General features: G+C 65.1%; 23 protein-coding genes. 13 read left to right on the top strand and 10 right to left on the bottom strand.

Annotation, left to right across the window (positions count from 1 at the left end):
* Nucleotides 1–12: 12 nt before the first annotated feature.
* Entirely contained in the window at nucleotides 13–216 is a 204-nt protein-coding gene (locus tag FLQ03_RS13880; RefSeq protein ID WP_144370769.1) for a hypothetical protein, read from the top strand.
* Between the two features lie 162 nt (nucleotides 217–378).
* Nucleotides 379–2,553: a TonB-dependent receptor domain-containing protein gene (locus tag FLQ03_RS13875; RefSeq protein ID WP_144370768.1), complete on the top strand. Its 2,175-nt coding sequence runs from the start codon at nucleotides 379–381 to the stop codon at nucleotides 2,551–2,553.
* A 49-nt stretch (nucleotides 2,554–2,602) separates the two neighbouring features.
* Here the strand turns inward: FLQ03_RS13875 and FLQ03_RS13870 are convergent, their stop codons facing one another.
* The 3 genes from FLQ03_RS13870 to FLQ03_RS13860 form a co-directional block, all read right to left on the bottom strand.
* Nucleotides 2,603–3,121, bottom strand: coding sequence for a DUF7482 domain-containing protein (locus FLQ03_RS13870; RefSeq protein WP_144370767.1), 519 nt, complete (start codon nucleotides 3,119–3,121; stop codon nucleotides 2,603–2,605).
* On the bottom strand, nucleotides 3,118–4,038 hold the full coding sequence (rarD, locus tag FLQ03_RS13865; RefSeq protein WP_144370766.1) for an EamA family transporter RarD: 921 nt from the start codon (nucleotides 4,036–4,038) through the stop codon (nucleotides 3,118–3,120). Before rarD ends, FLQ03_RS13870 begins: the two co-directional genes overlap by 4 nt.
* A gap of 83 nt (nucleotides 4,039–4,121) precedes the next feature.
* A complete protein-coding gene (locus FLQ03_RS13860) occupies nucleotides 4,122–5,024 on the bottom strand; it encodes a LysR family transcriptional regulator (RefSeq protein WP_144370765.1) in 903 nt (300 codons plus the stop codon).
* Nucleotides 5,025–5,118: 94 nt separating this feature from the next.
* On the opposite strand from FLQ03_RS13860, the gene FLQ03_RS19155 reads away from it, so the two are divergent.
* Both FLQ03_RS19155 and FLQ03_RS13855 read left to right on the top strand, forming a co-directional pair.
* Nucleotides 5,119–5,259, top strand: coding sequence for a hypothetical protein (locus tag FLQ03_RS19155; protein WP_170252422.1), 141 nt, complete (start codon nucleotides 5,119–5,121; stop codon nucleotides 5,257–5,259).
* 52 nt (nucleotides 5,260–5,311) lie between these two features.
* Nucleotides 5,312–5,647 (top strand): DOPA 4,5-dioxygenase family protein, encoded by a 336-nt coding sequence (locus FLQ03_RS13855; RefSeq protein ID WP_144370764.1) that lies wholly within the window; start codon nucleotides 5,312–5,314, stop codon nucleotides 5,645–5,647.
* Here the strand turns inward: FLQ03_RS13855 and FLQ03_RS13850 are convergent.
* Nucleotides 5,644–6,234 carry a DUF1003 domain-containing protein gene (locus tag FLQ03_RS13850; protein WP_144370763.1) on the bottom strand — a complete coding sequence of 197 codons (591 nt, stop codon included), beginning with the start codon at nucleotides 6,232–6,234 and terminating at the stop codon, nucleotides 5,644–5,646. The genes FLQ03_RS13855 and FLQ03_RS13850 overlap by 4 nt on opposite strands.
* A 161-nt stretch (nucleotides 6,235–6,395) precedes the next feature.
* The gene (ppc, locus tag FLQ03_RS13845) at nucleotides 6,396–9,104 is read right to left on the bottom strand and encodes a phosphoenolpyruvate carboxylase (protein WP_144370762.1); all 2,709 of its coding nucleotides are present in this window, start codon (nucleotides 9,102–9,104) and stop codon (nucleotides 6,396–6,398) included.
* A gap of 51 nt (nucleotides 9,105–9,155) precedes the next feature.
* On the opposite strand from ppc, the gene FLQ03_RS13840 reads away from it, so the two are divergent.
* The 6 genes from FLQ03_RS13840 (at nucleotide 9,156) to FLQ03_RS13815 (ending at nucleotide 14,669) form a co-directional block, all read left to right on the top strand.
* Nucleotides 9,156–10,049 carry an AEC family transporter gene (locus FLQ03_RS13840; protein ID WP_170252421.1) on the top strand — a complete coding sequence of 298 codons (894 nt, stop codon included), beginning with the start codon at nucleotides 9,156–9,158 and terminating at the stop codon, nucleotides 10,047–10,049.
* Nucleotides 10,050–10,188: 139 nt separating this feature from the next.
* Nucleotides 10,189–11,124, top strand: coding sequence for a hydroxymethylbilane synthase (gene hemC, locus FLQ03_RS13835; protein ID WP_144370760.1), 936 nt, complete (start codon nucleotides 10,189–10,191; stop codon nucleotides 11,122–11,124).
* 3 nt (nucleotides 11,125–11,127) lie between these two features.
* The gene (locus tag FLQ03_RS13830) at nucleotides 11,128–11,856 is read left to right on the top strand and encodes a uroporphyrinogen-III synthase (protein WP_144370759.1); all 729 of its coding nucleotides are present in this window, start codon (nucleotides 11,128–11,130) and stop codon (nucleotides 11,854–11,856) included.
* Nucleotides 11,857–12,060: 204 nt separating this feature from the next.
* Nucleotides 12,061–13,086, top strand: a complete 1,026-nt coding sequence (locus FLQ03_RS13825) for a uroporphyrinogen-III C-methyltransferase (RefSeq protein WP_144370758.1) — start codon at nucleotides 12,061–12,063, stop codon at nucleotides 13,084–13,086.
* 3 nt (nucleotides 13,087–13,089) lie between these two features.
* Nucleotides 13,090–14,298: a heme biosynthesis HemY N-terminal domain-containing protein gene (locus tag FLQ03_RS13820; protein ID WP_144370757.1), complete on the top strand. Its 1,209-nt coding sequence runs from the start codon at nucleotides 13,090–13,092 to the stop codon at nucleotides 14,296–14,298.
* Nucleotides 14,299–14,300: 2 nt separating this feature from the next.
* Nucleotides 14,301–14,669 (top strand): rhodanese-like domain-containing protein, encoded by a 369-nt coding sequence (locus tag FLQ03_RS13815; protein WP_144370756.1) that lies wholly within the window; start codon nucleotides 14,301–14,303, stop codon nucleotides 14,667–14,669.
* 48 nt (nucleotides 14,670–14,717) lie between these two features.
* On the opposite strand, the gene FLQ03_RS13810 is transcribed toward FLQ03_RS13815, so the two are convergent.
* Nucleotides 14,718–15,422, bottom strand: coding sequence for a pseudouridine synthase (locus tag FLQ03_RS13810; RefSeq protein ID WP_144370755.1), 705 nt, complete (start codon nucleotides 15,420–15,422; stop codon nucleotides 14,718–14,720).
* Nucleotides 15,423–15,568: 146 nt separating this feature from the next.
* On the opposite strand from FLQ03_RS13810, the gene FLQ03_RS13805 reads away from it, so the two are divergent.
* Nucleotides 15,569–16,720: a GGDEF domain-containing protein gene (locus FLQ03_RS13805; protein ID WP_144370754.1), complete on the top strand. Its 1,152-nt coding sequence runs from the start codon at nucleotides 15,569–15,571 to the stop codon at nucleotides 16,718–16,720.
* A gap of 54 nt (nucleotides 16,721–16,774) precedes the next feature.
* On the opposite strand, the gene FLQ03_RS13800 is transcribed toward FLQ03_RS13805, so the two are convergent.
* Nucleotides 16,775–16,996: an HP1242/YdcH family protein gene (locus tag FLQ03_RS13800; protein WP_144370753.1), complete on the bottom strand. Its 222-nt coding sequence runs from the start codon at nucleotides 16,994–16,996 to the stop codon at nucleotides 16,775–16,777.
* Nucleotides 16,997–17,182: 186 nt separating this feature from the next.
* Between FLQ03_RS13800 and FLQ03_RS13795 the strand changes: the two genes are divergently transcribed.
* Nucleotides 17,183–17,551: a GrlR family regulatory protein gene (locus tag FLQ03_RS13795; protein ID WP_170252420.1), complete on the top strand. Its 369-nt coding sequence runs from the start codon at nucleotides 17,183–17,185 to the stop codon at nucleotides 17,549–17,551.
* A 51-nt stretch (nucleotides 17,552–17,602) separates the two neighbouring features.
* Here the strand turns inward: FLQ03_RS13795 and ccsB are convergent, their stop codons facing one another.
* The 3 genes from ccsB to FLQ03_RS13780 all read right to left on the bottom strand — a co-directional run bounded on the left by ccsB (nucleotide 17,603) and on the right by FLQ03_RS13780 (nucleotide 21,449).
* Nucleotides 17,603–18,739, bottom strand: a complete 1,137-nt coding sequence (ccsB, locus tag FLQ03_RS13790) for a c-type cytochrome biogenesis protein CcsB (RefSeq protein WP_420855662.1) — start codon at nucleotides 18,737–18,739, stop codon at nucleotides 17,603–17,605.
* Nucleotides 18,736–20,757 (bottom strand): cytochrome c biogenesis protein ResB, encoded by a 2,022-nt coding sequence (locus FLQ03_RS13785; RefSeq protein WP_144370751.1) that lies wholly within the window; start codon nucleotides 20,755–20,757, stop codon nucleotides 18,736–18,738. The genes ccsB and FLQ03_RS13785 overlap by 4 nt, the downstream gene beginning before the upstream one ends.
* 71 nt (nucleotides 20,758–20,828) lie before the next feature.
* Nucleotides 20,829–21,449 carry a c-type cytochrome gene (locus FLQ03_RS13780; protein WP_144370750.1) on the bottom strand — a complete coding sequence of 207 codons (621 nt, stop codon included), beginning with the start codon at nucleotides 21,447–21,449 and terminating at the stop codon, nucleotides 20,829–20,831.
* Between the two features lie 91 nt (nucleotides 21,450–21,540).
* Here FLQ03_RS13780 and yihA point away from each other — a divergent pair, with 91 nt between their 5' ends.
* Entirely contained in the window at nucleotides 21,541–22,182 is a 642-nt protein-coding gene (gene yihA, locus FLQ03_RS13775; RefSeq protein WP_144370749.1) for a ribosome biogenesis GTP-binding protein YihA/YsxC, read from the top strand.
* Nucleotides 22,183–22,317 lie beyond the last annotated feature (135 nt).

The raw sequence follows: 22,317 nt of genomic DNA, 5'->3' as shown, positions 1-22,317 counted from the left end.
AGGATACCGACCATGAAAAAGCTGACTGCCATCACCGTTGCCGCCGCCCTGGCCCTCACTTCCGCTGCCGGCTTTGCCGCCGACGCCAAAGCCCCGGCCAGCGCCCCGGCCGCCAAATCTGCCCCGGCCAAACACGCCGAGCACGCCAAAAAGGCCGCCCACAAGCAAGAACATCACAAGCACGCTGCCAAAAAAGCGGCGTCCGCTGCCAAGTAATCCTGTGTAGACAACTCGTCTCTACTTCCCGCCCGGCCCTGTGCCGGGTTTTTTTGCGCCTGGTGCCTGGCGCCCATGCCGGCCGCATCATGGTTTGATCAAGCGATTGTTTTGCTTTTATAATAAAAATGATTATCAATTGCAAAACAAACACAACAAATCATGTACACGCGCTACACCCTGCCCATCCTGCTGGCAGTTCACGCCACTTCCTCGCTGGCAGATAGCCAGACCACGACACTCCCTACCGTCACCGTTACCGCCGTGCGGCCGCTGTCGCCGGGCAAAACCAGCATCACCCCGGACGAAATCGACAGCCAGCAGGCCATCAGCGTGCCGCACCTGCTGGACAACCTGCCCGGCGTGGACCTGAACGGCAATTCGCGCCCCGGCGGGCAGTCGCTGAACATCTGGGGCTTTGGCGATACCGAAGACGTACGGGTGCAGCTGGATGGCGCCAACAAGGGCTTCGAGAAATACCGGCAGGGCTCGCTGTTCATCGAACCGGAGCTGATCAAACAGATCAACGTGGACAAGGGCGCGCACTCGGTGCGCTACGGTAACGGCGGCTTTGGCGGCACCATCCGCGTCGAGAGCAAGGACGCACGCGACCTGCTGCGCCCCGGCGAACACGTTGGCGGCCTGCTGAAGTTCGGCCGCCACAACAACGACGGCCAGCACGTGGGCAGCGCTACCGTGTTTGCCCGCGGCCAAGCAGCGCTGCCGGTCGAGCTGCTGGCCTCGCTGACACGCCGCGACGGCAACAACCAGCGCCGCGCCGACGGCACCGCCTACCCGTTTTCCGCCACCAACAGCGAATCCACGCTGCTGAAGCTGGCGCTGCCGCTGGGCGAAAGCCGGCTGACGCTGTCGATGATAGACAGCAACAGCGCCGAATGGTCGCCGTTTGCCGCCAAGCGCGACGACATCCCGGCGCCGACGCAGGCCGACATCAATCGCTACGGCCTGGAAGAAGCCTGGCGCCGCAAGGTGCTGTGGCGCGAGCAGCGCGACGAAACGCGGGTGGCACAATGGCAGTACGCGCCGGCCGAGCTGCCGTGGCTGGCGCTGAACCTGCGCTATAGCCGTTCGGCCAGCCGGCAGGACGACCGCCGCCCCGATAGCGTCAGCAGCGACTTTGCCGCCAGCCTGGGCCACCAGAGCCACACCGCCTACCGCGACGAGCAGTTCGAGCTGAGCAATACCGCGCAGCTGGGCAGCGACACGATGCCGCAGCAACTGGCCGTCGGCGTGCAAAGCCACCGCCAGCGCCGCGACACGCTGATGTACCTGCGCAACCGCAGCACCGACGCCAGCTACAACTACGGCTGGATGCAGCCCTACTACATGCCGTCCGGCTTCCAGGACACACTGGGCGGTTACGCCGAATACCAGCTGCAGTACGGCCCGCTTAGCGTCACCCCCGGCCTGCGCTACGACAAGGTAGACAACGAAGGCGTGCCCAACCTGGCACCGCGCTACAACGACCCGCAAGCCGGCCACGATTACCGTGCCGTCAGCTACAGCGGCTGGAGCAAGCACCTGGCGCTGAGCCTGCAAGCGCTACGCAACCTCAGCCTGTTTGCCGACGCCGGCCATACCTGGCGCGCCCCGGTCATCGACGAGCAGTACGAAGTGCAAAGCGCCGCCAGCAGTGCGCCGAAGAGCAGCCGCGGGCTACGCAAAGAGCGGCTGACCGCCCTGCGTGGCGGCCTGAAACTGGAAGAACAAGGCCTGTTCAGCCGTGACGACAGCCTGGTCGGCACCGTTACCGCCTACCGCAACATCGTGCACGACAATATCCACAAGCGCTTTGGCGTCATGTACGAACCCGGCACCGCCAACCCCGGCAAGCAATCGTTCTACCGCAACCTGCCCGGCTACCGTACCGAAGGGCTGGAGCTGGAACTGCATTACGACAGCCGCAGCCTGTTTGCCAGCGCCGCGCTCAGCTGGATGCGCGGCCAGCACACCGGCTCGGTGCGCAACCCGTGGGGCCAGAACCAGCCGGTCAGCGACGTCAGCCCGCGCAAGGCGGTACTGACCGTCGGCGGCAAGCTGCCGGCGCTGGGGCTGGCCATCGGCTGGCAGGGCAAGTTCGTGCGCAAGCAGGACCGCGAGCCGAACGACCAGGTCGCCAGCTACGCCCTGCCCACCTCGCTGGGTTACAGCGTGCACAGCGTGTTTGCGCGCTGGCAGGGGCAAGGCGCTTTGAAAGACAACTTTGCCGACCTCAGCATCGACAACGTGTTCAACCGCAGCTACCAGCCGTATATGAGCGAAGCGGTGTACGCACCGGGGCGCAACCTCAAGCTCAGCGTAGGGCACCGCTTCTAGCCGCAGCGGCCAGCCGACAACACCCGCCCGGCCTTGTGCCGGGCTTTTTTCATGGCAACGGCAGCGGCGTCACCCCCGGCAGCGCCTGGCGGCCAACCTGCAGCACCGGGCAGTTCACCACCAGGTCCAGCGGCTGCAGCCGCACGTCGCCAGCGTCCTCTGCCGCCAGCACCTCATCTACCGAGCGCAACTCGCGCACGGTACGGCCCGGCTGCCAGTGCACCATGATCACGTCCCACAGCGGCGAATAGGCGCGGTCACGGTTGGCCGCACCCACAGGCTGCGGCACCGACGGCAACACGCTGGGCTGGGCGGCAAACTTGTAGATGCGGTCCAGCACCGAGCGAGGGTTGGGCGCCTGCCGGCTCAAGGGCAGCGCATTGGCCAAGCGGGGCACCAGGTTGGCCGCGTTGTCGATGGCGGCGTCGGCGCGCGAAGCGTCGGTGGTGAGGTACCACACCGGCTGGCCGTCAAACCAGCCCTGGCGCACCGGTACCGACATCGTGGTTTGCGCGGTGGCGGCCAACGTCGTGGCCACCGTGGCCAGCGCCAGCAAAATCCGTTTCATACTTCACTCCTGGCAGACAGCGCCAGCTTGCGTTGCTGGCGCAGGGTATGGATGCCGATCAGTACGATGGCGCCCCAGATCGGCCCGTAGGTGAGCAGCCCGTCCGCGCCCAGCGGCTCGCCCAGCACGGTGATGGCCAGCACGAACAGCAGCGCCGGCTCCACATAGCCCAGCAAGCCCCACAGCCCCATCGGCAGCAGATGGCTGGCGGCAATATTGCACAGCAGCGCCACCGAGCTGAGCAGGCCCAGGCCAGGCAGCAGCCACCAGAAGCGCGCCTCGTCCAGTACGCCCCAGCCGGCCGGCCCCAGCCACAACAGCATGGCCAGCGCCACCGGGAACATCAGCGCCATTTCCAGCGCAAAGCCGCACACCGGGTCCAGCCCGCTCTTGCGCCGCAGCACGAAGTACGGCGGGTAACCCAACACCACCAGCAGCGTGGGCCAGGCGATGGCCCGCGTCAGCCACAGCTCGTGCAGCACCCCCAGCATGGCGAGGGCGACGGCAATGGCCTGCAGCCGGTACAGCCGTTCGCCGTACAGCAGGCGGCCCACCAGCACCATCACCAGCGGCGACAGGAAGTAACCCATCGACACCGCCATCACCTGACCGTGCAGCGGCGCCCACAGGAACAGCCACAGCTGCACGCCCATCAGCGCGGCCATGCCGGCCACCGCGGCCAGCAACGACGGCTGCCGCCACATGCGCTGCCAGCTGTCGGCAAACGCCTGGCGCTTGCCGGTAAGCAGCACGATCAGCAACACCCCCGGCAGCGTGCACAGGATGCGCCAGGCAAAGATGCCCAGGCCATCCAGCGGCCGCAGCTGGGTAACGTAAGCCGGCAACAGCGAAAACAGCAGCGACGCGCTGATCGACAGCGCAATACCGCGCCCGGACGGCGCCTGAGGGGTGGTCATATCGAATCCCGAGTGAATACCCGGTGATAGTGCCGCAAATGGCAGCCTGCGGCCAGCCACCGCCCACCATCAGCGCCGCCGGTTCAGGCCTGGTCGGCCAGCGCGGCGGCGATGCGCGGCAGCAGGAAGTCGATCAGTACCGTGTACTTGCGCGGCATCGGCTGGCGGTAGGGGTAGACCAGAAACACCGGCCAGCGCTCGCCGCGCCAGTCCGGCAACACCCGCAGCAGCTCGCCACGACGGCAGGCCGGCGCCGCCATGTAATGCGGCAGCACGCTGATACCGTAGCCGGCCACGCACATGCTGAGGCAAGCGATGAAGGCACTGGAGCGGATACGCGCCGCGCCCGGTTGCAGTACCCAGGTGTCGTCGCCACGCACCAGCGTCAGCTGCTCGCCATCGTCGTGGCTCAGCAGGCCAAAGCGCAGCAACTCGTCCGGGTGTTGCGGCCAACCTTGCTGCTGCAGAAAGGCCGGGCTGGCGTACAGCCCCTCCTCCACCCAGCCTGCGGGGCGCGCCACCAGCGAGTCGTCGTGCACCTTGCGCGCGCGCAGGCAGAAATCCAGCACGTCGGCGATCGGGTCCTGCACCCGGTTGGTCACGTCCAGCCGCAGCTGCAAGCCGGGCTGTTGCCGCCCCAGCTCGGCCAGCAACGGCGCCAGCATCGGCGCCATCGATACCGAGGTGGACAACGCCAGCGGGCCTTCCACCGCACACTGGGCGCTATCGACCGCGTGCTGCATGCGCTCCAGCGCCTCGCGCATGGCGCGGGCGTGCGGCAGCAGCTGCTGGCCGGCCTCGGTCAGCGCCAGCCGCCGCGTGGTGCGCAATACCAGCACTGCGCCCAGCTGTTTTTCCAGTGCCTTCAGCCGCAGGCTGACCAGGCTGCGGGTACAGCCCAGCGCCTCGGCGGCGGCCGTCAGGCTACCCAGGCGGGCAATGGCCTCGAACACCAGCACGTCGTCCGGCAGCGGCATTGTTTTCATTGGCTTGACAATATGGTGAGCGTTAACGGGTTTATCGGCAGCAAGTGGCTGATTAAGCTGACTTCATCGCCAATCACTCAACAATGAGCATGCCATGAAACTGCTACGCCGCCTATTCGCCTATTGCTTTACCCCGGTCTATCGCACGCTGTGCTGCCACGGCGACAGCCTGGGCTGCCGCCAGCAACGCCTGCTGGACGACGCGCGCGAACGCGTGCGCCGCACACTGCTATAAAAGCCGGCCAAGGTGCGATAACATCGCGCCAAACTCACATCACACGCACACAATGACTACCATTTACCACGCCCACGTTTATTTTCTGCCCGAACAGACCGCGCAAGCGGCCACCCTGCACGCCACGCTGGTGCCGCGCCTGCCCGCCGGCTGCTGGCTGGGCCGGCTGATCGAGCGCGAAGTGGGCCCGCACACGCGGCCGATGTTCGAGATCGACTTTGCCGAGCCGCTGCTGCCGGCGGTGACCGCCTTGCTGGAACAATACCGCGACGGCCTGCCGGTGCTGCTGCACCCGGAGCTGGACAACGAAGTGGTGGGTCACACCAGCGCCGCGCGCTGGCTGGGCGAGCCGCTGCCGCTGAAGCTGCACACGCTGCGCGGCGCCTAACTGGCGCCAGCGTCGGGGCGGTCTGGCGTGCTGTCCGGCACCGCACCATTGGCCTGGCGCAATTGCTCGCGCTGCGCCTGCTTGATCAGGTCCAGGTCGGACAGCACTTCCCAGGTCAGGTGATCCATGCGCTTGTGCAGGCTGTCGATCGCCGCCTCGGCCTTCAGGTTGACTTCGAAGTCGCGGATCATCGTCATGCGGTCGCGCGCGGCCTGGCGGTTCTGCGACATCATGATGATCGGCGCCTGGATGGCGGCCAGCATCGACAGCATCAGGTTCAGGAAGATGTACGGGTAGGGGTCGAACGCCTTGGTGCCCAGCAGTTCGCTGTTGATGAACGCCCAGCAGAACAGGAAACCGGCGAAGATCATGATGAAGGTCCACGAGCCGCCGAACTCGGCCACGCGGTCGGCCAGCCGCTCGCCCAGCGTCGGGCCGGTATCGGGCAGCGCGTGCTCCGGCCGCACCGACTGCAGCTTGCGCGAGATGCGCATCAAGGCTTGCAATTCGCGGTTGGCCAGCCCGTCCACGCCGGTATGCAGCAGGTGTTCTGCCAGGTATTGGATGTCCTTGCCGTGATCGCTCATCGCTGCGCCCTCCACTGTGTAAGCAACGATTATCCGCAGCCCGGCCAGCCGCCAACAGGCGCCAAATGTGACGCCGTGTAACGCGCCGTAGCCTGCCACCTGCACAACAAAAAAGCCGGCCCGCACACGCGGACCGGCTTGCTCTTGCCCTGCGGCCAACCTTAGCCGCTGTTGCGCAGGCCGGCGGAGATGCCGTTGATGGTGAGGTGGATGGCGTACAGCGCGGCCTCGTCGTCCGGCTCCTGGCGCAGGCGCTGCAGCAGTTTCACCTGCAGCAGGTTCAGCGCGTCCAGGTAGGGCAGGCGGGTATCCAGGCTGCGCGCCAGCGTGGGGTTGCCCTGCAGCAGCTTGTCCTGGCCGGTGATGGCGAAGAACGCGGCCAGCGTCTTGTCGAACTCGGCCTGCAGGCCGCCGAACAGGCGGTCGGCCAGCGCCGCGTCGCCCACCAGCGCGGCGTAGCGACGCGCGATCTGCAGGTCGGCCTTGGCCAGTACCTGTTCCATATTGGACAGCATCACCTGGAAGAACGGCGACTGGCGGTACAGCGCCTGCAATTGGGCCAGGCCGGCGTCGTTACCGTGCGCGGCCAGGAAGGCCGACACCGCGCTGCCAAAGCCGTACCAGCCCGGTAGCATCACCCGCGATTGCGACCACGAGAACACCCACGGAATGGCGCGCAGGTCCTTGATGCTAGCCAGCGCCTTGCGCGAGGCCGGGCGGCTGCCGATGTTGAGTTTGGCGATGGCGCTGATCGGCGTGGCTTCCATGAAGTACTGCATGAAGCCGTCCGATTCCACCAGCGCACGATAGGTACGGTAGGCGTGGCCGGACAGCTCAGCCAGCACGCTCTCGTCGGTGTCCTGCTGGCTGCCCTGGCTGAGGGTGGCTTCCAGCGTGGCGGCCACCAGTGCTTCCAGGTTGCGGGTGGCGTTGTCAGGGTCGGCAAACTTGGCGGTGATGATCTCGCCCTGCTCGGTAATGCGGATGCGGCCCACCACGGTGCCGGCCGGCTGCGCCATGATCGCTTCGTACGATGGGCCACCGCCGCGGCCAACCGAACCGCCCCGGCCGTGGAACAGGCGCATCTTCACCCCGGCGGCGTCGAACACGCGCACCAGACGCTGCTCGGCCTGGTACAGCTCCCATTGGCTGGTGAGGTAGCCGCCGTCCTTGTTGCTGTCGGAGTAGCCCAGCATCACTTCCTGCACGCCGTTGCGGCTCTTCAGCAGCTGCTGGTACCACGGCAGCGCAAACAGCTGCTGCATGATGCCGGCGGCGGCGTCCAGGTCGGCAATGGTTTCAAACAGCGGCACCAGGTTCAGGCTGATGGCCGGCACGCCGCCGTCCAGCCGCAGCAGGCCGCTTTCCTTGGCCAGCAGCGCCAGCGCCAGGATGTCGGACACGCTGGCGCAGTTGGAAATGATGCATTGGGCGATGGCGCCCTGGCCGAACTGCTGTTGTACGCGGGCCGCCTCGCGGAAGATGGCCAGCTCTTTTTCGCTGTCGGCGCTGTAGCTGAGGAACGGCGAGTACAGCAGACGCGGCGTGGCCAGCTCGCGCAGCAGCACGCGCACGCGGGCGGCTTCGTCCAGCGCGGCGTAGTGCTCCAGGTTGGCGTGGGCGAACAGCTCGCCCACCACGGCGGCGTGTTTTTCGGCGTGCTGGCGCAGGTCCAGCGGCATCAGGTAGAAGCCGAACACGTCCACCGCGCGCGCCAGCTTGCCCAGCCGGCCGTACACCAGCAAGGCGCTGCCGTTGGCGGCCAGCGAGTCGCGCAGCGCAGCCAGGTCGGCCTGCAGCGCGTCGGTGTCGGGGTAGGCGTCGCCGGCAGTCCAGCGGCCGCGCAGCGGCAGACCCAGGTTGGCCGCAGTAGCCGACAGCCGGCCTTCGATGGTGGCCAGCGCCAGGCGGTACGGCTCTTCGCGGCGGCTGATGGCGCTATCGGGCGAGGCGGCGGCCAACGCGGCCACAGCGGGCGACACGCGGATATGGCGCGACGACAGCGACAGCTCGCGGTACAGGCCGGCCAGCTCGTAGAAGTAGTGCTTGAACGCCACCTCGGCCTGGCGGGTAATGGCGTGGCGCAGCACGCCGGCGTCCACATTGGGGTTGCCGTCGCGGTCGCCGCCGATCCAGCTGCCGACGCGCAGGAAGGACGGTATCGCCGCGTCCTGGCCCCACAGCTCGCGCATCTGGCGGCCCAGGCGCTCGTACAGCGCCGGAATGGCCTGGAAGAACGACAGCGGGTGGTAGGCGACGCCGTTTTCGATCTCGTCGGCTACCGTCATCTTGAACGGGCGGATTTCAGTGGTTTGCCACAGCGTGTGGATGACGCGCTGCAGCTTGGCCTCGACTTCGGCTTCCTCTTCCGGGGTGATGTCGGACGACGACAGCTGCTGCAGGAACTTGCGCACCGCACGGTGGCCGTCCAGCACGCTCTGGCGCTGCACTTCGGTGGGGTGGGCGGTGAGCACGGCGCTGACGCTGGCTTCCTGCAGCGCGGCGTTCAGGCTGGCAAAGTCCACGCCGCTATCGTGCAGGCGGGTGAGCGCACGCGACAGGCTGCCGCGCTGCGGCGCGCTGCCGGCACGCTGGTGGGCGCGGCGGCGGCGGGCGTGGTGCAGGTCTTCGGCAATATTGAACAGCTGCGAGTACAAACCACAGGCGCGCACCAGTGCCGTGGTGGTGGCCGGCGACAGCCGCTCCACCAGCGCGTCGGCGGCGGCGTCGTGGCGCTGGGCACCGCTGGGGATGGCGCGGATCTCGTCCACCACCTCGGCGCCTTCCTGTTCCAGCAGCAGCGCTTCCAGCAGGCGGTTAAGCCGTGCCAGGTCTTCACGCAGCGGTAAATCCTTGTCCTGATCGCTCATACGCTATTTCCCTAATATTTTATTGTGACAAACACTGCGAAGATGGCCGGCATGGACACCGCCCTGATCCTCATTCCCGATTTCCTGCTCATCCTGTTCGGCTTCGCGCTGCGGCGCAGCGGCTGGCTGGCGCCGGCGTTCTGGGGCGAGGCCGAGAAATTCGTTTACTTCGTACTGTTCCCGCCACTGCTATTCCGCGCGCTGGCGCGGGCGCAGCTGGACCTGGCCGCCAGCCTGCCGATGTTGGCCGCAGGCTTGCTGTTTACCGCCTGTGCCTTTGTGCTGGGCAGCGCGGCCAAACCGCTGTTCCGGCTGCCGCAGCCCAGCTTTGCCGCCGGTAATCAGGGCGCCTACCGCTTCAATACCTACGTCGGCTTTGCCGTCATGGGCACGCTGGCCGGCGAGCCGGGCATTGCCACCATCGCGCTGCTGTGCGGCAGCATGGTGCCGGTAGTCAACGTGATGGCCGTGGGCCAGCTGGCGCACGGCAGCGAGCGCGGCATGCTGTACGAGCTGCTGCGCAACCCCATCATCTGGGGCATCTGCAGCGGGCTGGCGGCCAACCTCAGCGGCCTGCCCATCCCCGGGCCGCTGTTTGCCGCCATCGACCACCTTGCCGCAGCAGCACTGCCGCTGGGGCTGATTACCGTGGGCGCCGGGCTGCGCTTTGCCGCGTTGCGCCGCCACGCCGGCCCCTTGCTGTACTGGAACGCCATCAAGCTGCTGCTGTTGCCGGCCATCGCCGTGCTGGCCACCGGCCTGCTGGGCGTCAGCGGTATTTATCGCCAGGCCGCGCTGGTGATGAGCATGCTGCCCACCGCCACCTCGGCCTACATCCTGGCCGTGCGCATGCAGGGCGACGGCGAACTGGCCGCCGCGGTGGTCACCACCTCGACGCTGGCAGCCATGCTGACCATGCCGCTACTGCTGGTTTTATTGCTGTAATCCTGCCGCAAAAGCGGCGTACCGTGTAGTTAAACTACAAGGTAATGTTGCAGCTACACACACCCTGCCCTGCATCAAGGTTGGCCGCCGTGTGCGTGCTAGAATGCCGGCCATCCTTTTCTTCGTGCAGGACCCGTTCATGAACAAGCTCGTCATCGCCAGCCGCGAAAGCAAACTCGCCATGTGGCAGGCCGAACACATCAAAGCCCGCCTCGAGGCGCTGTACCCGCAGCTCACGGTGGAGATCCTGGGCATGACCACCCAGGGCGATCAGATCCTCGACAAAACGCTGTCCAAAATCGGCGGCAAGGGCCTGTTCGTGAAAGAGCTGGAACTGGCCCTGCAAGAAGGCCGCGCCGACATCGCCGTGCACTCCATCAAGGACGTGCCGATGAACCTGCCGGAAGGCTTCGCCCTGGCCGCCATCTGCGAACGCGAAGACCCGCGTGACGCGCTGGTTTCCAACCGCTACGCCAGCCTGCACGAGCTGCCGCACGGCGCCGTGGTGGGCACTTCCAGCCTGCGCCGCGAATCGCAACTGCGCGCCCGCTTTCCGCACCTGGTGATCAAGCCGCTGCGCGGCAACGTGCAAACCCGCCTGCGCAAGCTGGACGACGGCGAGTTCGACGCCATCATCCTGGCCGCCGCCGGCCTGAAACGCCTGGGCCTGGGCGAGCGCATCCGCCAGGAGCTGGCACCGTCGGAAAGCCTGCCGGCCGTGGGCCAGGGCGCGCTGGGCATTGAAATCCGCGCCGACCGCGCCGACCTGTACACGCTGCTGGCGCCGCTGAACGACGCCGACACCCACGCCTGCGTTACCGCCGAACGCGCGTTCTCGCGCGTGCTGGGCGGCAGCTGCCAGATTCCGATCGGCGGCTTTGCCACCATCACCGACAACCTGATCACGCTGGGCGGCTTTGTTGCCCACCCGGATGGCTCCGAAATGCTGACCGCCAGCGCCAGCGCACCGCGCGAATACGCCGACGCGCTGGGCCGCGCCGTGGCCAAGAAGCTGCTGGACCAGAACGCCGCCGAGCTGATCGAAGCGGTGGTGGCCGAGCAGGCAGACCGCTAAACCATGGCCGGCACCCTGCTGCTGCTGCGCCCGCCGGCCCAGGCTGCCCGCCTGCAGGCGGCGCTGGCGTCGCTGGGCGTGGCGTCCGAGCCGTTCTGCGTGCTGGACACCGTGGCCGACGCCGACGGCCTGGCCGCCTTGCCGGCGCTGGCGCGCGTCAGCCACTGGCTGGTCTTTGTCAGCCCGTCGGCCATCGACATCGCCTGGCCGGTGCTGGCCGACAAGCTACCCCCCGGCGTCAAGCTGGCAGCCGTTGGCCGCGGCAGTGGCCAGAAGCTGCAAGCCGTCAGCGGCCGCGGCGTGCTGTACCCGGACGATGGCAACGACAGCGACGCACTGCTGGCACTGGCGCCGATGCAGCAGGTAGCCGGCCAACGCATCCTGATTGTGCGCGGCCACGACGGACGCGCCCAGCTCGGGGAAACCCTCGCCGCGCGCGGTGCCCTGCCGCGCCACGCCGACGTCTACCGGCGTGAGCCACGGCAGCCGGACTGGGCGCGGCTGATTGCCCTGCTGCGCAGCGGCGGCCTGGCCGGCCTGGTGGTGACTTCCAGCGACATCGCCGACGCGCTGTTTGCCCAGGCCAGCCCCGAGCAGGCTACGCTGCTGCGCAGCCTGCCGTTCTTTACGCTGCACCCGCGCATCGCGCTGCGCCTGCGCCAACACGGCGTGGCCAACCTGTCGCTGTGCGACGGCAGCGCCGGCGCGCTGGCGGCCATGCTGTCGAACTGACCTCCCTGCGCCGGGTCTACCCGGACATCCCTGCCGGGGCATGCCGTATGGGCACTCGCCTTGCCGGACAAGGCGAAAAGCCGCGTCAAGCGGCTGGCAGCCCTATCGACAGGACGTTACAATGCCTTTCAAGTTACGGCGCATGACGCCGGCTCCAGCAACCCTGCCGCCTTGCGCGGCAACCTTGCGGTGACACGACATCCCATGAGCGAAGCCACTCCAGTCGACAAGGGCAGCGCGCTGCCTGCCAAGAAATCCGTCAACCTCGCGCTGATTGTTTCCCTGATCGCGCTGGGCGTGACCGGCTGGCACTACCTGGACAGCCGCCAGCAACTGAACGAAGCCAAACAGGCGCTGGCCACGCGGCTGGCCGAAAACGGCGGCAACGCCAAAGCCATCCAGACCCAGGCCGACCAGGCGCTGGCCGCAACCCGCGCCGCCGAAGCCAAGCTGGCGCTGCTGGAAGCACGGGTCAACGAATCGGCCGGCCAGTACGCCACGCTGGGCGCCATGTACCAGGAGCTCACCAAAAACCGCAGCGACTGGCTGCTGTCCGAGGTAGAGCACACGCTGGCCATCGCCAGCCAGCAACTGCAGCTGGCCGGTAACGTCAGCGGTGCCATCACCGCGCTGGAAATGGTGGACAACCGCCTGTCGCGCTTCGACAACCCGGCGCTGATTCCGGTGAAAAAGGCGGTCGCCAAAGACCTGGAAACGCTGAAAGCCCTGCCCTACCTCGACACCGTGGGCCTGACCGTGAAGCTGGACACGCTGATGCTGGGCGCCGAAACGCTGCCGCTGGTGATCGACCACCACCGCCTGGCCACCAACACCGCGCGCCCGGCACTGCCGGCCGACGCACCGTGGTGGGAACGTCTGCTAGCCGACGTGACGCAGAGCCTGGGCGAGATGGTACGCATCCGCCGCATGGACAAACCGGAAGCGCTGCTGCTGTCGCCGGAGCAGGCCTTCTTCCTGCGTGAAAACATCAAGCTGCGCCTGCTGGATGCGCGCCTGGCGCTGACCCAGCGCGACGGCGCCACCTACCAGGCCGACCTGGCTGCCGCCGCCCAGTACGGCGCCCGCTACTTCGACCGCGACGCCCCGGCCACGCAGAAATGGCAGGCCACGCTGGCCGAGTTGGCCGCAGCGCGTCTGGAAGTGAGCCTGCCCGACCTGTCTGCCAGCCTGAAAGCCGTGCGCGACGCGCAAGGCAACACCGTGGAGTAAGCCGTGAGATTCGTGTTCTGGATTGTCGGGCTGTTTGCCCTGGCGGTGCTGATTGGCTTGGCGTCGACGCTGAATACCGGCTACGCCATCCTGTTCGTGCCGCCGTACCGCATGGAAGTGTCGTTCAACCTGCTGATCATCGCCGTGGTGGTACTGATCCTGCTGGCTTACGGCGTACTGCGCCTGCTGGGCATTGCGGCCAACCTGCCGCATGAAGTGCGCGCCTTCCAGCGCCAGAAAAAGCTGCGCGCCGCCCGCCATGCGCTGCGCGAGGCCGCCATTTCCATGTTTGAAGGCCGCTACCAGCGTGCCGAACGCGAGGCGCTGAAATCCATCGACGACGAGTACGCCGACGAAAACCGCGCGCTGGCGCTGATGATCGCCGCCCGCTCCGCCGCCAGCGTGGGCGACAACGCCAAGCGCGACGGCTACCTGTCGCGGCTGGAAAGCATGCCGGAACGCATCCAGCTGGCGCGCCACATGGTGGAAGCGCAGATCCGCATGGACGCCAAGCAGCCGCTGGAAGCGCTGGCCGCCATCGAACGCGCCCGCGCCATCAGCAGCAACCTCACCTCCGCCCTGCGGCTGGAGCTGAAAATCCGCCTGCTGCTGAAGCAGCCGGAGCAGGTGCTGCAACTCACCGAAAAACTGCTGAAGGCCGACGCCCTGGAAGCCGAACAGGCGCGCCGCTACCGCCTGGCCGCCTACCGCCAGCAGCTGGTAGGGCTAGGCAGCGAGCGCGAAGTGCGCGACTGGCTGAAGCGCATCCCGGGCGTGGAAAAGCAGAACCCCGACCTGGTGGTGGACATTTCGCGTCACCTGATCGCGCTGGACACCTACCCGCTGGCCGCCGAGCTGATTGCCGGCGCGCTGTCGGACGAAGAACAGGCCACACCGGAGCTGGCACGCGAACTGGGCATGCTGGCCGAGCACATCGACAGCCCGCGCCGCCTGGCGCTGATGCGCGACGCCGAAAACTGGCTGAAATCGCGCCCGCGCGACCACATGCTGCTGCTGGCGCTGGGCCGGCTGGCACTGGCCGAACAGCTGTGGGGCAAGGCGCAAAGCTATCTGGAAGCCAGCGTATCGCTGCAGCCCACGCTGTGCGCCCACGCCGAGCTATCCAAGCTGTTCGGCAAGCTGGATAAAGCCGACAAGGCCGCCCAGCACCAGGCGCTGGCGCTGGACATCGCGCTGAGCCAGGGCTGCTGAGCATGAAACCGCTGCTGAACGCCGCCGCACTGGGCCTGCTGCTGACGGCGGCCATGCCGGTGCTGGCGACACCGCCCGTCAAGGCGGCAGCAGCCGTCAGCCAGCCGGGCGTACTGATCGACGTGCGCACGGCGGAGGAATACGCCAGCGGCCATCTGCAAGGTGCGCTGCTGCTGCCGGTAGACCGCATCGCGCAGGAGATCGCCGCCCGGGTACCAGACAAGCACACGCCGATCCGCCTGTACTGCCGCAGCGGTCGCCGCTCGGCGCTGGCGCTGGAAGCGCTGCAACAGCTGGGCTATACCCGGCTGCAAAACCTGGGCGGGCTGGAAGAAGCCAGCCACAGCAGCCAGCTACCGATCGTCAAATAAGAAAACCGCCCTACCGGGCGGTTTTTTCATGGCCAGCGGTAACGATGATCAGAACCCCAGCGCGGCCAACTCGTCGGTGCGCAGCACGCGCCACTGCCCTTCTGCCAGTTCGCCCAGCGTGACGCTGCCCATCGCCAGCCGGTGCAGCTGCTCGACACGATTGCCGGCCGCCGCCACCATGCGTTTTACCTGATGGTACTTGCCTTGGGTAATGGCCATGTCCAGCACGCACTCGGCCACCTGCTCGGCGCTGTCTGCGGCCAACGTTTCCTGCTCGTCGTGCAGCAACACCCCCTCACGCAAGCGCGCCAGCAGCTCGGCCGTCACCGGGTGCTTGGTGGTGACGCGGTACAGCTTGGGTACGTCTTTCTTCGGCGAGGTCAGCGCGTGCACGAACTGGCCGTCGGTAGTGAACAGCAACAGCCCGGTGGTATCCACGTCCAGCCTGCCCACGGCGGACACGCCGATATTGCGCAGCTGCCACGGCAGCAGCGTGTAGACGCTGGGGTGGTGGATGGGCTTATGCGAGGTTTCGTAGTTGGCCGGCTTGTGCAGCATCAGGTAGCACGGGTCCGACACCAGCGGCCACGGTTCGCCATCGACACAGAGGCTTTGCACCGCTTGCGGGGTAACCTCGCGCCGCCAGTCGAACTCGGTTTCCCCGTTCAGGTCTACCAGGCCGTATTCGATCAGCTTGCGGCATTCCTTGCGGCTGCCGAAGCCTTGTTGTTGCAGTAAACGATAGAGTTCCATGCCGCTATTTTAACATTGCGCCTGTGCGCTGACTTTCCTTGCAATTCAATAACATGGCATGCACGCACTGCAACATTTATCCCTCAGTGCGTGTTACTATTTGACGTATTGATTAGTAAGTGTTTCTTAAACAAATCGCGAACGCAATGGAATCCGTCCACCCGGCTACGCTACAGCTTTGCCTGTTGCTGATCTATCTGGTCTGCGGTGCCGCCGTCTGGCTGCTGCGCGGCCGCTTCAGCCGCAATGGCGTGTACGATCGCTGGATCGGCGCACACCTGGCGGGTGCCCTGCTGTACCTGGTGCTATTGTGTTCGCCATACCTGACGTCCCGCCAAAGTGCCATGCTGGCCTGCGGGCTGATCATCAGCAAAGGCTGCCTGATGCTGGGCAGCTTCGCCCGCCTGCTGCAAAGCCCCATCCCGCCGCACGCCTTGCGCGGCAATGGCAGCCTCCTCCTGATTGCGGTACTGGCCTTGCTGCAGTGGCTGCCGTCGCACGCCTACGCCGAACAGATGGCCCTGGCGCTGGCACTGGGCGCGCTGTATGCGGCCAGCCTGGCGTGGCTGCTGCTGTCGCAAGCAGAACGTCCGTTTCCGCTGAAACTGGCCGGCGGCCTGTGTGGCGCCGCCGCCGTCTATCTGTTGCTGCACGTGCTGTACGTCGCCGCTGGCGACCCGAACATGGTGCTGTACGGCATCAGTACCCCGGTGCTGTTGCTGGTCCTGGTGGCCACGCCGCTGTTGTCGCTGTGCTTCATGGCCATCGACAAGGAACAGGAGCTGGCCAAACTGCACCAGTTGGCCACGCTGGACCCGCTGACCGGGGTGTTCAACCGCCGCAGCGTCGAGGAGCTGGCGCGCAAGACCTGTGCCCAGCACGCCCGCCTGCAGCGGCCACTGGCCCTGCTGGTGATGGACCTGGACCACTTCAAGCGCATCAACGATACCTACGGCCACAGCCGCGGCGACATGGCGCTGAAGGCGTTGGCCGAGCTGGTAACCGAGCACGTGCGCGCTGCCGACATCTTCGGCCGCTTCGGTGGCGAGGAGTTCTGCTTGCTGCTGCCGGATACGGCCGACGACGGCGCCCGTGAAGTGGCCGGCAAGCTGTGCCAGCGCATCAATACCATCCTGCTGGACCCGCACGACGCCGGCAGTGCGCTCAGCGCCAGTATCGGCGTGGCCAGCCTGGTGCCTGATGGTGCCGCCGACTGGCAGAGCCTGTTCGAGCTGGCCGACAGCCGGCTGTACCGTGCCAAATCGGCCGGCCGCAACCAGCTGGTCTGGGCCGGCTGACAACAAAAAACCCGCCGAACTGGCGGGTTTTACTTTTTGTGGTGCTGGCGGTGATCAGGCTTCGGCGGCTTTGGCTTTCAGGATCACGTACAACTCGTCCTTCAGCTTCAGCTTTTCTTTCTTCAGGTTCTCGATGTCGACAGCCGAACCGGACTCGATACGGTTTTCGATGTTCTTGATCTGCTGATCCAGCTCGTTGTGCTTGTCGAACAGACGGGTGAAGTGGGTGTCTTCGGTTTTCAGTTTGCTGATCAGGTCGCGGAATTCCGGGAACATGGGCTATCTCCTTGGTGGGGTTACCACCCTCAACCGGGTGGCGTCAGAACCATGCTATGCCTGTCGTCAGCGACAGACTTTGATCTAAGGCACGAAACCTTGCCCACCGTGGGCAGTGTCTTGTTGCTGGCAGGCGAGGCCTGGCTCCGCCATAATTCATTTGTACTTATCGATAAATGGACTGATATGTTGAGAGATGGTTTATACGGCCTGCACTTCCAGAACCGTGGCGAGGACTTCGGCTCCGGCGTGGTCAGCCTGCGGGACGGCTTCATCAACGGTGGCGATCATGGCTTTGCCTACCAGGGCCAGCTGCTGGAGAGCCTGTCGGGCGGGGAAGATGGCCGCATCCGTGTACGCATGCAGATGCATATCCACAAATGGAACCCGGCCATCCTGTCGGTGATTCCCGGCCTCAACAGCTACACGCTGGACGTACAAGGCCACTACGATCCGCAGCACGATACCTTCCAGCTGACCGGCGTACTGCCGGCGGTACCCGGCATCTGCCTGGACCTGATGGCCGTACGTATCGGCGATCTGCTGACGGCCTGACGTAAAAAAACCGCACCGGCAACGGTGCGGTTTTTCGTGCCGGCGGCCAGCTTACAGCGAGCCGTAGGAATGCAGGCCGGTCAGGAACATGTTGACGCCGATGAAGGCAAAGGTGGTGACCAGCAGGCCGATGACTGCCCACCAGGCCAGCGGCTCGCCGCGCCAGCCTTTCACCAGCCGCACGTGCAGCCAGGCAGCGTAGTTCAGCCACACGATCAGCGCCCAGGTTTCTTTCGGGTCCCAGCTCCAGTAGCCACCCCAGGCATCGGCCGCCCACATCGCCCCCAGGATGGTGGCGATGGTGAAGAACAGGAAGCCGACCGAAATGGCCTTGTACATCACTTCGTCCAGCACTTCCGGCTTGGGCAGCTTGTCGGTCAGGATGCCGCGGCGCGACAGCAGCTGCGCCACGCCCAGCATGGCCGACAGCGCAAAGGCGCCGTAACCGACGAAGTTGGCCGGCACGTGGATTTTCATCCACCACGACTGCAGCGCCGGAATCAGCGGCTGGATGGTGTGCGCCTGGCGATCGAAGGTGTACCACAGGATGAAACCCACCGCCGCGGAGATCACCAGCAGCACGAAGGCGCCCATCTGGCGGGCAGCAAACTTGGCTTCGTAGTACAGGTACATCAGCGCGGTGATCAGACAGAACAGGATGAACACTTCGTACAGGTTGGAGACCGGGATGCGGCCAACGTCCGGCGCGATCAGGTAGCTCTCGTACCAGCGGGTAAACAGACCGGCCAGCGCAAACGCCGAAGCCGCCCAGGTGAGGCCGCTACCGATGCGGTTGAGCAATTCCGAACGCGACAGCAAGCCCGCCCAGTAGATGGCGGTGGCCAGGAAGAACAGCGTACACATCCACATGAACGACGACTGGCTGGAGAACAGGTACTTCAGGCCAAAGCTTTCGGTCGCCCGCGCCAGGTTGTGGTCGTACAGCTCGATGGCCAGCAGCGACATGGCGCCGGCCAGCGGGAAGAACCAGCGCCAGCTGCCCCAGAACCAGCCCAATGCCACAATGCCGGCACCGCTGCCCAGCAGGATCACGTCCTCGTAGATATCCATCTTCGCGCCATACAGGCTGAAGGTGTAGCCGGTCACCACGGCAATGAACAGGGCGAACAGCCAGTCGCCCAGGTTAAGCCGTTTGTAGAACGGTTGTTGCATCAGCAGTTCCATCATGCCTCTCCTGCTCGCGGTTCAAGTACCGCTACGATTTTATCGAAATCTTCGTCCAGGTCGCGATTGTGGCGGTTGGAGCTCATCGCCACCCGTACGCTGCCAGCACGCAACACCAGCCACAAGCGTACTTCACGCACGTAGAACATCAGGATGATGCCGATCACCAGCATCAGCGAACCCAGGTACACCAGGTTCTTGCCTGGCGAACGGGTCATTTGCAGGCCGGACGACTGCACCTGCTCAAAACCTTGCAGCTCCAGGTACAGCGGCGCGCCGTAGTCGTTGAAGGCGCTGACCGTTACCAGGCTGTCCAGCAGGAAGCGGTAGTGCTTTTCGTCCTGCGGCCACGGCTTCAGGCCGGCTTTTTCCTGCGCCACCGCCATCACGTCGATGACGGCGCCTTGCAGGATCTTGATATAGGTTTGCGCGATGGCCTGGCGCTTGTCGGCCGGTACTTTATCGTCCAGGAATTTTTCCAGCGCCACGAAACCGCCTTCGCCAAAACGCGCCAGGATCCACTTCACGCTATCGCCAAACTGCTTTTCCATCGCCGGGCTGATGGCCGCCCCCTGCATTGCCTTGGCCGTGGTGCGGCGGGCAATCTCGTCGTACAGCGCCGGGTTCTTCAGCGCCGCTTGCAGGCGCATGAAGCTGTCGATCTTCAGCTCGTCGTCCAGCGGGATGCGCAGGTACTGGAACGGCTGCGCCACTTCGCTGCGCACGCCGGCAATCTGGTACAACACGCCTTCCTGTTCGATCGGCGCCATGTAGTGGTGGTACTCGCGCGCCTGGCCGTGGCCGTCACGCAGCTTGTAGGTGATCGACGGGCCGACGTTCTTCAGGTTCTTGGTGTCCTGCTTCACTTCGCGCACGTCGTGCATGCGCTGCTGCAGCGTCTTGCTGTCGGCGCCGGACTTGGCCATGTTCTCCACGTTGAACACACGCAGGTCGCCAAACTCCAGCTGGTAGTCCTGGCCGTTGACGCGCAGGGGCTGGCTATTCAGCGACACGCCCTTGATATCGGTGGGCGCCGACTGCGGCTGTGCCAGGTTCCACGCCTTCAGCTGCAGCGGCGAGCCGCCATCGCCAAAGCTGGCCTGGTAGATGGCCACGCCGTCGATGATCAGCGGGTGGTTCACTTTTACCGTGGCGGCGGTTTCCTTGCCGCTGGCCTTGTCGGTCACCACGATGTCGCTGGCAAACAGCTTGGGCATGCCGTTGCTGTAGTAGTCGACGTGGAATTGCTTCAGCGTAACGATGAACGGCAGCTCCTGTACCAGATAGCCGTTGCCGCTATTCATGAAAATGACGTCGGCGCTCTTGTTCTCGGCCACGGTCACGCTGCCGCGGAACGACAGGTTGGCCGCGCCCAGCCGGCTGTGCTCGGGGATCTGGCCCTGCGGCAGTTCGCGCGTTTCCGGCACGATGCGGCCGGTGAGTTCGCCGATCTTCAGCGGCAGGTTGCCGTCCAGCAGGCCGCCGATACAGATCACCACCAGGGCAATGTGGGCAAAGAAATAGCCCAGCTTGCTGCCCGCCCCTTTTTTCGCCGCCAGTACCACGCTGCCATCGTCGCGCTCGCTGCGCTTGTAACGCATGCCCTGCTGCTGGATCAGTGCCACCGCCTGCGCCTCGTCCAGCGTCACGTCCAGCTGGCGGCTGTGCTTCATCGCCTTCAGCGCGCTTTCATTGGCTTTCTCGCGGAACCCCTTCATGTCGCGGATGAAAACCGGGCCATTACGGACAATGCACAACGTGGTGGACAGCATCAGGAAGGCCAGAATCAGCAAGAACCAGCCGGAGTGGTACACATCGTACAGGCCCAGGTACTCGAAGGCCTTGAACCAGAACGGGCCGAATTCGAACGCGTAGTTGGGGTAAGGCTCGTTCTGCTTGAGCACGGTACCGATGACCGATGCGATGGACAGGATGGTCAGCAGACCGATGGCAAACCGCATCGAGCTGAACAGCTCGTACAGGCGGTAGCCGAATGTGGCGGGTTTCTTTTGGCTATTCATCTTGGGGTTTCAAGCGCGACAAAGGGGGCGCAAAGCCCCCCTTGGATCGTTGCGGCGCAAAAAAGTTGCGCTTAACGCAGACCGGAGATGTACTCGGATACCGCTTTCATTTCGGCGTCGGTCAGACGCATGGCGATATCGTGCATTACAACGTTCTTGCGGTCGGTGCCGGCCTTGAAGTCGGCCAGTTGCTTGGCGATGTAGGCCGCGTGCTGGCTGCCCAGCGCCGGGTACTGGTCGGGGTAGCCTTTGCCTGCCGGGCCGTGGCAAGCCATACAGGCCGGTACCTTGTTGGCCGGGTTACCGGCGGTGTAGATCTTCTTGCCCAGCGGCATCTGGCTCTTGTCGGCGGCTTCGCGCGGCTTCACCTTCTGGCTGCTGAAGTAAGCGGCCACGTTTGCCATGTCTGCCGGGGTCAGCGGTGCCGCCATGCCCATCATGATGGGGTTCTTGCGCTCGCCGGACTTGAATGCCTTCAGCTGGTTTTCGATGTACTTGGCGTGCTGACCGGCCAGCGTCGGGTTGGCAGAAGCCACGCTGTTGCCGTCCGCACCGTGACAGGCAGCACACACCTGGTCGACGATGGCTTTGCCCTTGACCGGGTCGCCCTTGATGGACGCTGCCGAGGTGGAGGCCATAGCACTGGCTGCGAAAGTGGCAGCAGCGATAGCCAACAGCATGTTACGTTTCATGGTCGCTCCTAATGAGAGATAGCGTAAATATCTGTAAAGGTGGCAATTTCAAACCTGCTATTCTATATCAATTGACTTTGCCCTTACTACTATGTCGATCTTTCAGAATGCACGGTTTTTCACAACCGTAAACCACCTCAAGGATTTGCCCCCTACCCGCTGCGAAGTGGCCTTTGTTGGCCGCTCCAACGCCGGCAAGTCCAGCGCCATCAATACCCTGTGCAATCGTACCCGTCTGGCCTTCGTATCGAAGACGCCGGGTCGCACCCAGCACATCAACTTCTTCGACCTGGGCCAGGAGCGCTTCCTGGTGGACTTGCCCGGTTACGGCTACGCCGAGGTGCCGGAAGCGGTGCGCACCCACTGGGTAGCGCTGCTGGGTCAGTACCTGCAGACCCGCAGCAGCCTGGTCGGCCTGCTGCTGATCATGGATTCGCGCCACCCGCTGAAAGAGCTGGACTGGAAGATGATCGAATTCTTCACCGTCACCGGGCGGCCAGTACACATCCTGTTATCCAAAGCCGACAAATTGTCGCGCCAGGAACAACAAAAGGTTCTGTCCTCGGTCAAGAAACAGCTGGCTGACTACCCGCATATCACCTTGCAGCTGTTCTCCAGCTCCAAAAAGACCGGCACCGAGGAGGTGTCGCGCATTGTGGAAGACTGGTTTGCCGCCTGCCCGCTGCCGGACGCCGAGCAATTTGACGATTTCGATGAAACTTTCCCGGACTGAGGCGTCAAAGCAAACAGGAGCACGCTCCTTCCCGCTTCACCTCCCTGAGCGGGAGCCTGCCAAGGCATTGGCCCCGGTTTGCGAACCGGGGTTTTTTCTTGCCTGCGGCCAACTTGGCAAGAATCGGGTCGCCGC

Origin of the sequence: Vogesella urethralis (assembly GCF_007644045.2) — a bacterium.
Taxonomy (GTDB): domain Bacteria; phylum Pseudomonadota; class Gammaproteobacteria; order Burkholderiales; family Chromobacteriaceae; genus Vogesella; species Vogesella urethralis.
This window is presented reverse-complemented; position numbering and strand designations above follow the sequence as displayed.

Coding starts and splice junctions, on each gene's coding strand:
- FLQ03_RS13880 (WP_144370769.1), top strand. CDS start 13: ATGAAAAAGCTGACTGCCATCACCGTTGCCGCCGCCCTGGCCCTCACT.
- FLQ03_RS13875 (WP_144370768.1), top strand. CDS start 379: ATGTACACGCGCTACACCCTGCCCATCCTGCTGGCAGTTCACGCCACT.
- FLQ03_RS13870 (WP_144370767.1), bottom strand. CDS start 3,121: ATGAAACGGATTTTGCTGGCGCTGGCCACGGTGGCCACGACGTTGGCC.
- rarD (WP_144370766.1), bottom strand. CDS start 4,038: ATGACCACCCCTCAGGCGCCGTCCGGGCGCGGTATTGCGCTGTCGATC.
- FLQ03_RS13860 (WP_144370765.1), bottom strand. CDS start 5,024: ATGAAAACAATGCCGCTGCCGGACGACGTGCTGGTGTTCGAGGCCATT.
- FLQ03_RS19155 (WP_170252422.1), top strand. CDS start 5,119: ATGAAACTGCTACGCCGCCTATTCGCCTATTGCTTTACCCCGGTCTAT.
- FLQ03_RS13855 (WP_144370764.1), top strand. CDS start 5,312: ATGACTACCATTTACCACGCCCACGTTTATTTTCTGCCCGAACAGACC.
- FLQ03_RS13850 (WP_144370763.1), bottom strand. CDS start 6,234: ATGAGCGATCACGGCAAGGACATCCAATACCTGGCAGAACACCTGCTG.
- ppc (WP_144370762.1), bottom strand. CDS start 9,104: ATGAGCGATCAGGACAAGGATTTACCGCTGCGTGAAGACCTGGCACGG.
- FLQ03_RS13840 (WP_170252421.1), top strand. CDS start 9,156: ATGGACACCGCCCTGATCCTCATTCCCGATTTCCTGCTCATCCTGTTC.
- hemC (WP_144370760.1), top strand. CDS start 10,189: ATGAACAAGCTCGTCATCGCCAGCCGCGAAAGCAAACTCGCCATGTGG.
- FLQ03_RS13830 (WP_144370759.1), top strand. CDS start 11,128: ATGGCCGGCACCCTGCTGCTGCTGCGCCCGCCGGCCCAGGCTGCCCGC.
- FLQ03_RS13825 (WP_144370758.1), top strand. CDS start 12,061: ATGAGCGAAGCCACTCCAGTCGACAAGGGCAGCGCGCTGCCTGCCAAG.
- FLQ03_RS13815 (WP_144370756.1), top strand. CDS start 14,301: ATGAAACCGCTGCTGAACGCCGCCGCACTGGGCCTGCTGCTGACGGCG.
- FLQ03_RS13810 (WP_144370755.1), bottom strand. CDS start 15,422: ATGGAACTCTATCGTTTACTGCAACAACAAGGCTTCGGCAGCCGCAAG.
- FLQ03_RS13805 (WP_144370754.1), top strand. CDS start 15,569: ATGGAATCCGTCCACCCGGCTACGCTACAGCTTTGCCTGTTGCTGATC.
- FLQ03_RS13800 (WP_144370753.1), bottom strand. CDS start 16,996: ATGTTCCCGGAATTCCGCGACCTGATCAGCAAACTGAAAACCGAAGAC.
- FLQ03_RS13795 (WP_170252420.1), top strand. CDS start 17,183: ATGTTGAGAGATGGTTTATACGGCCTGCACTTCCAGAACCGTGGCGAG.
- ccsB (WP_420855662.1), bottom strand. CDS start 18,739: ATGATGGAACTGCTGATGCAACAACCGTTCTACAAACGGCTTAACCTG.
- FLQ03_RS13785 (WP_144370751.1), bottom strand. CDS start 20,757: ATGAATAGCCAAAAGAAACCCGCCACATTCGGCTACCGCCTGTACGAG.
- FLQ03_RS13780 (WP_144370750.1), bottom strand. CDS start 21,449: ATGAAACGTAACATGCTGTTGGCTATCGCTGCTGCCACTTTCGCAGCC.
- yihA (WP_144370749.1), top strand. CDS start 21,541: ATGTCGATCTTTCAGAATGCACGGTTTTTCACAACCGTAAACCACCTC.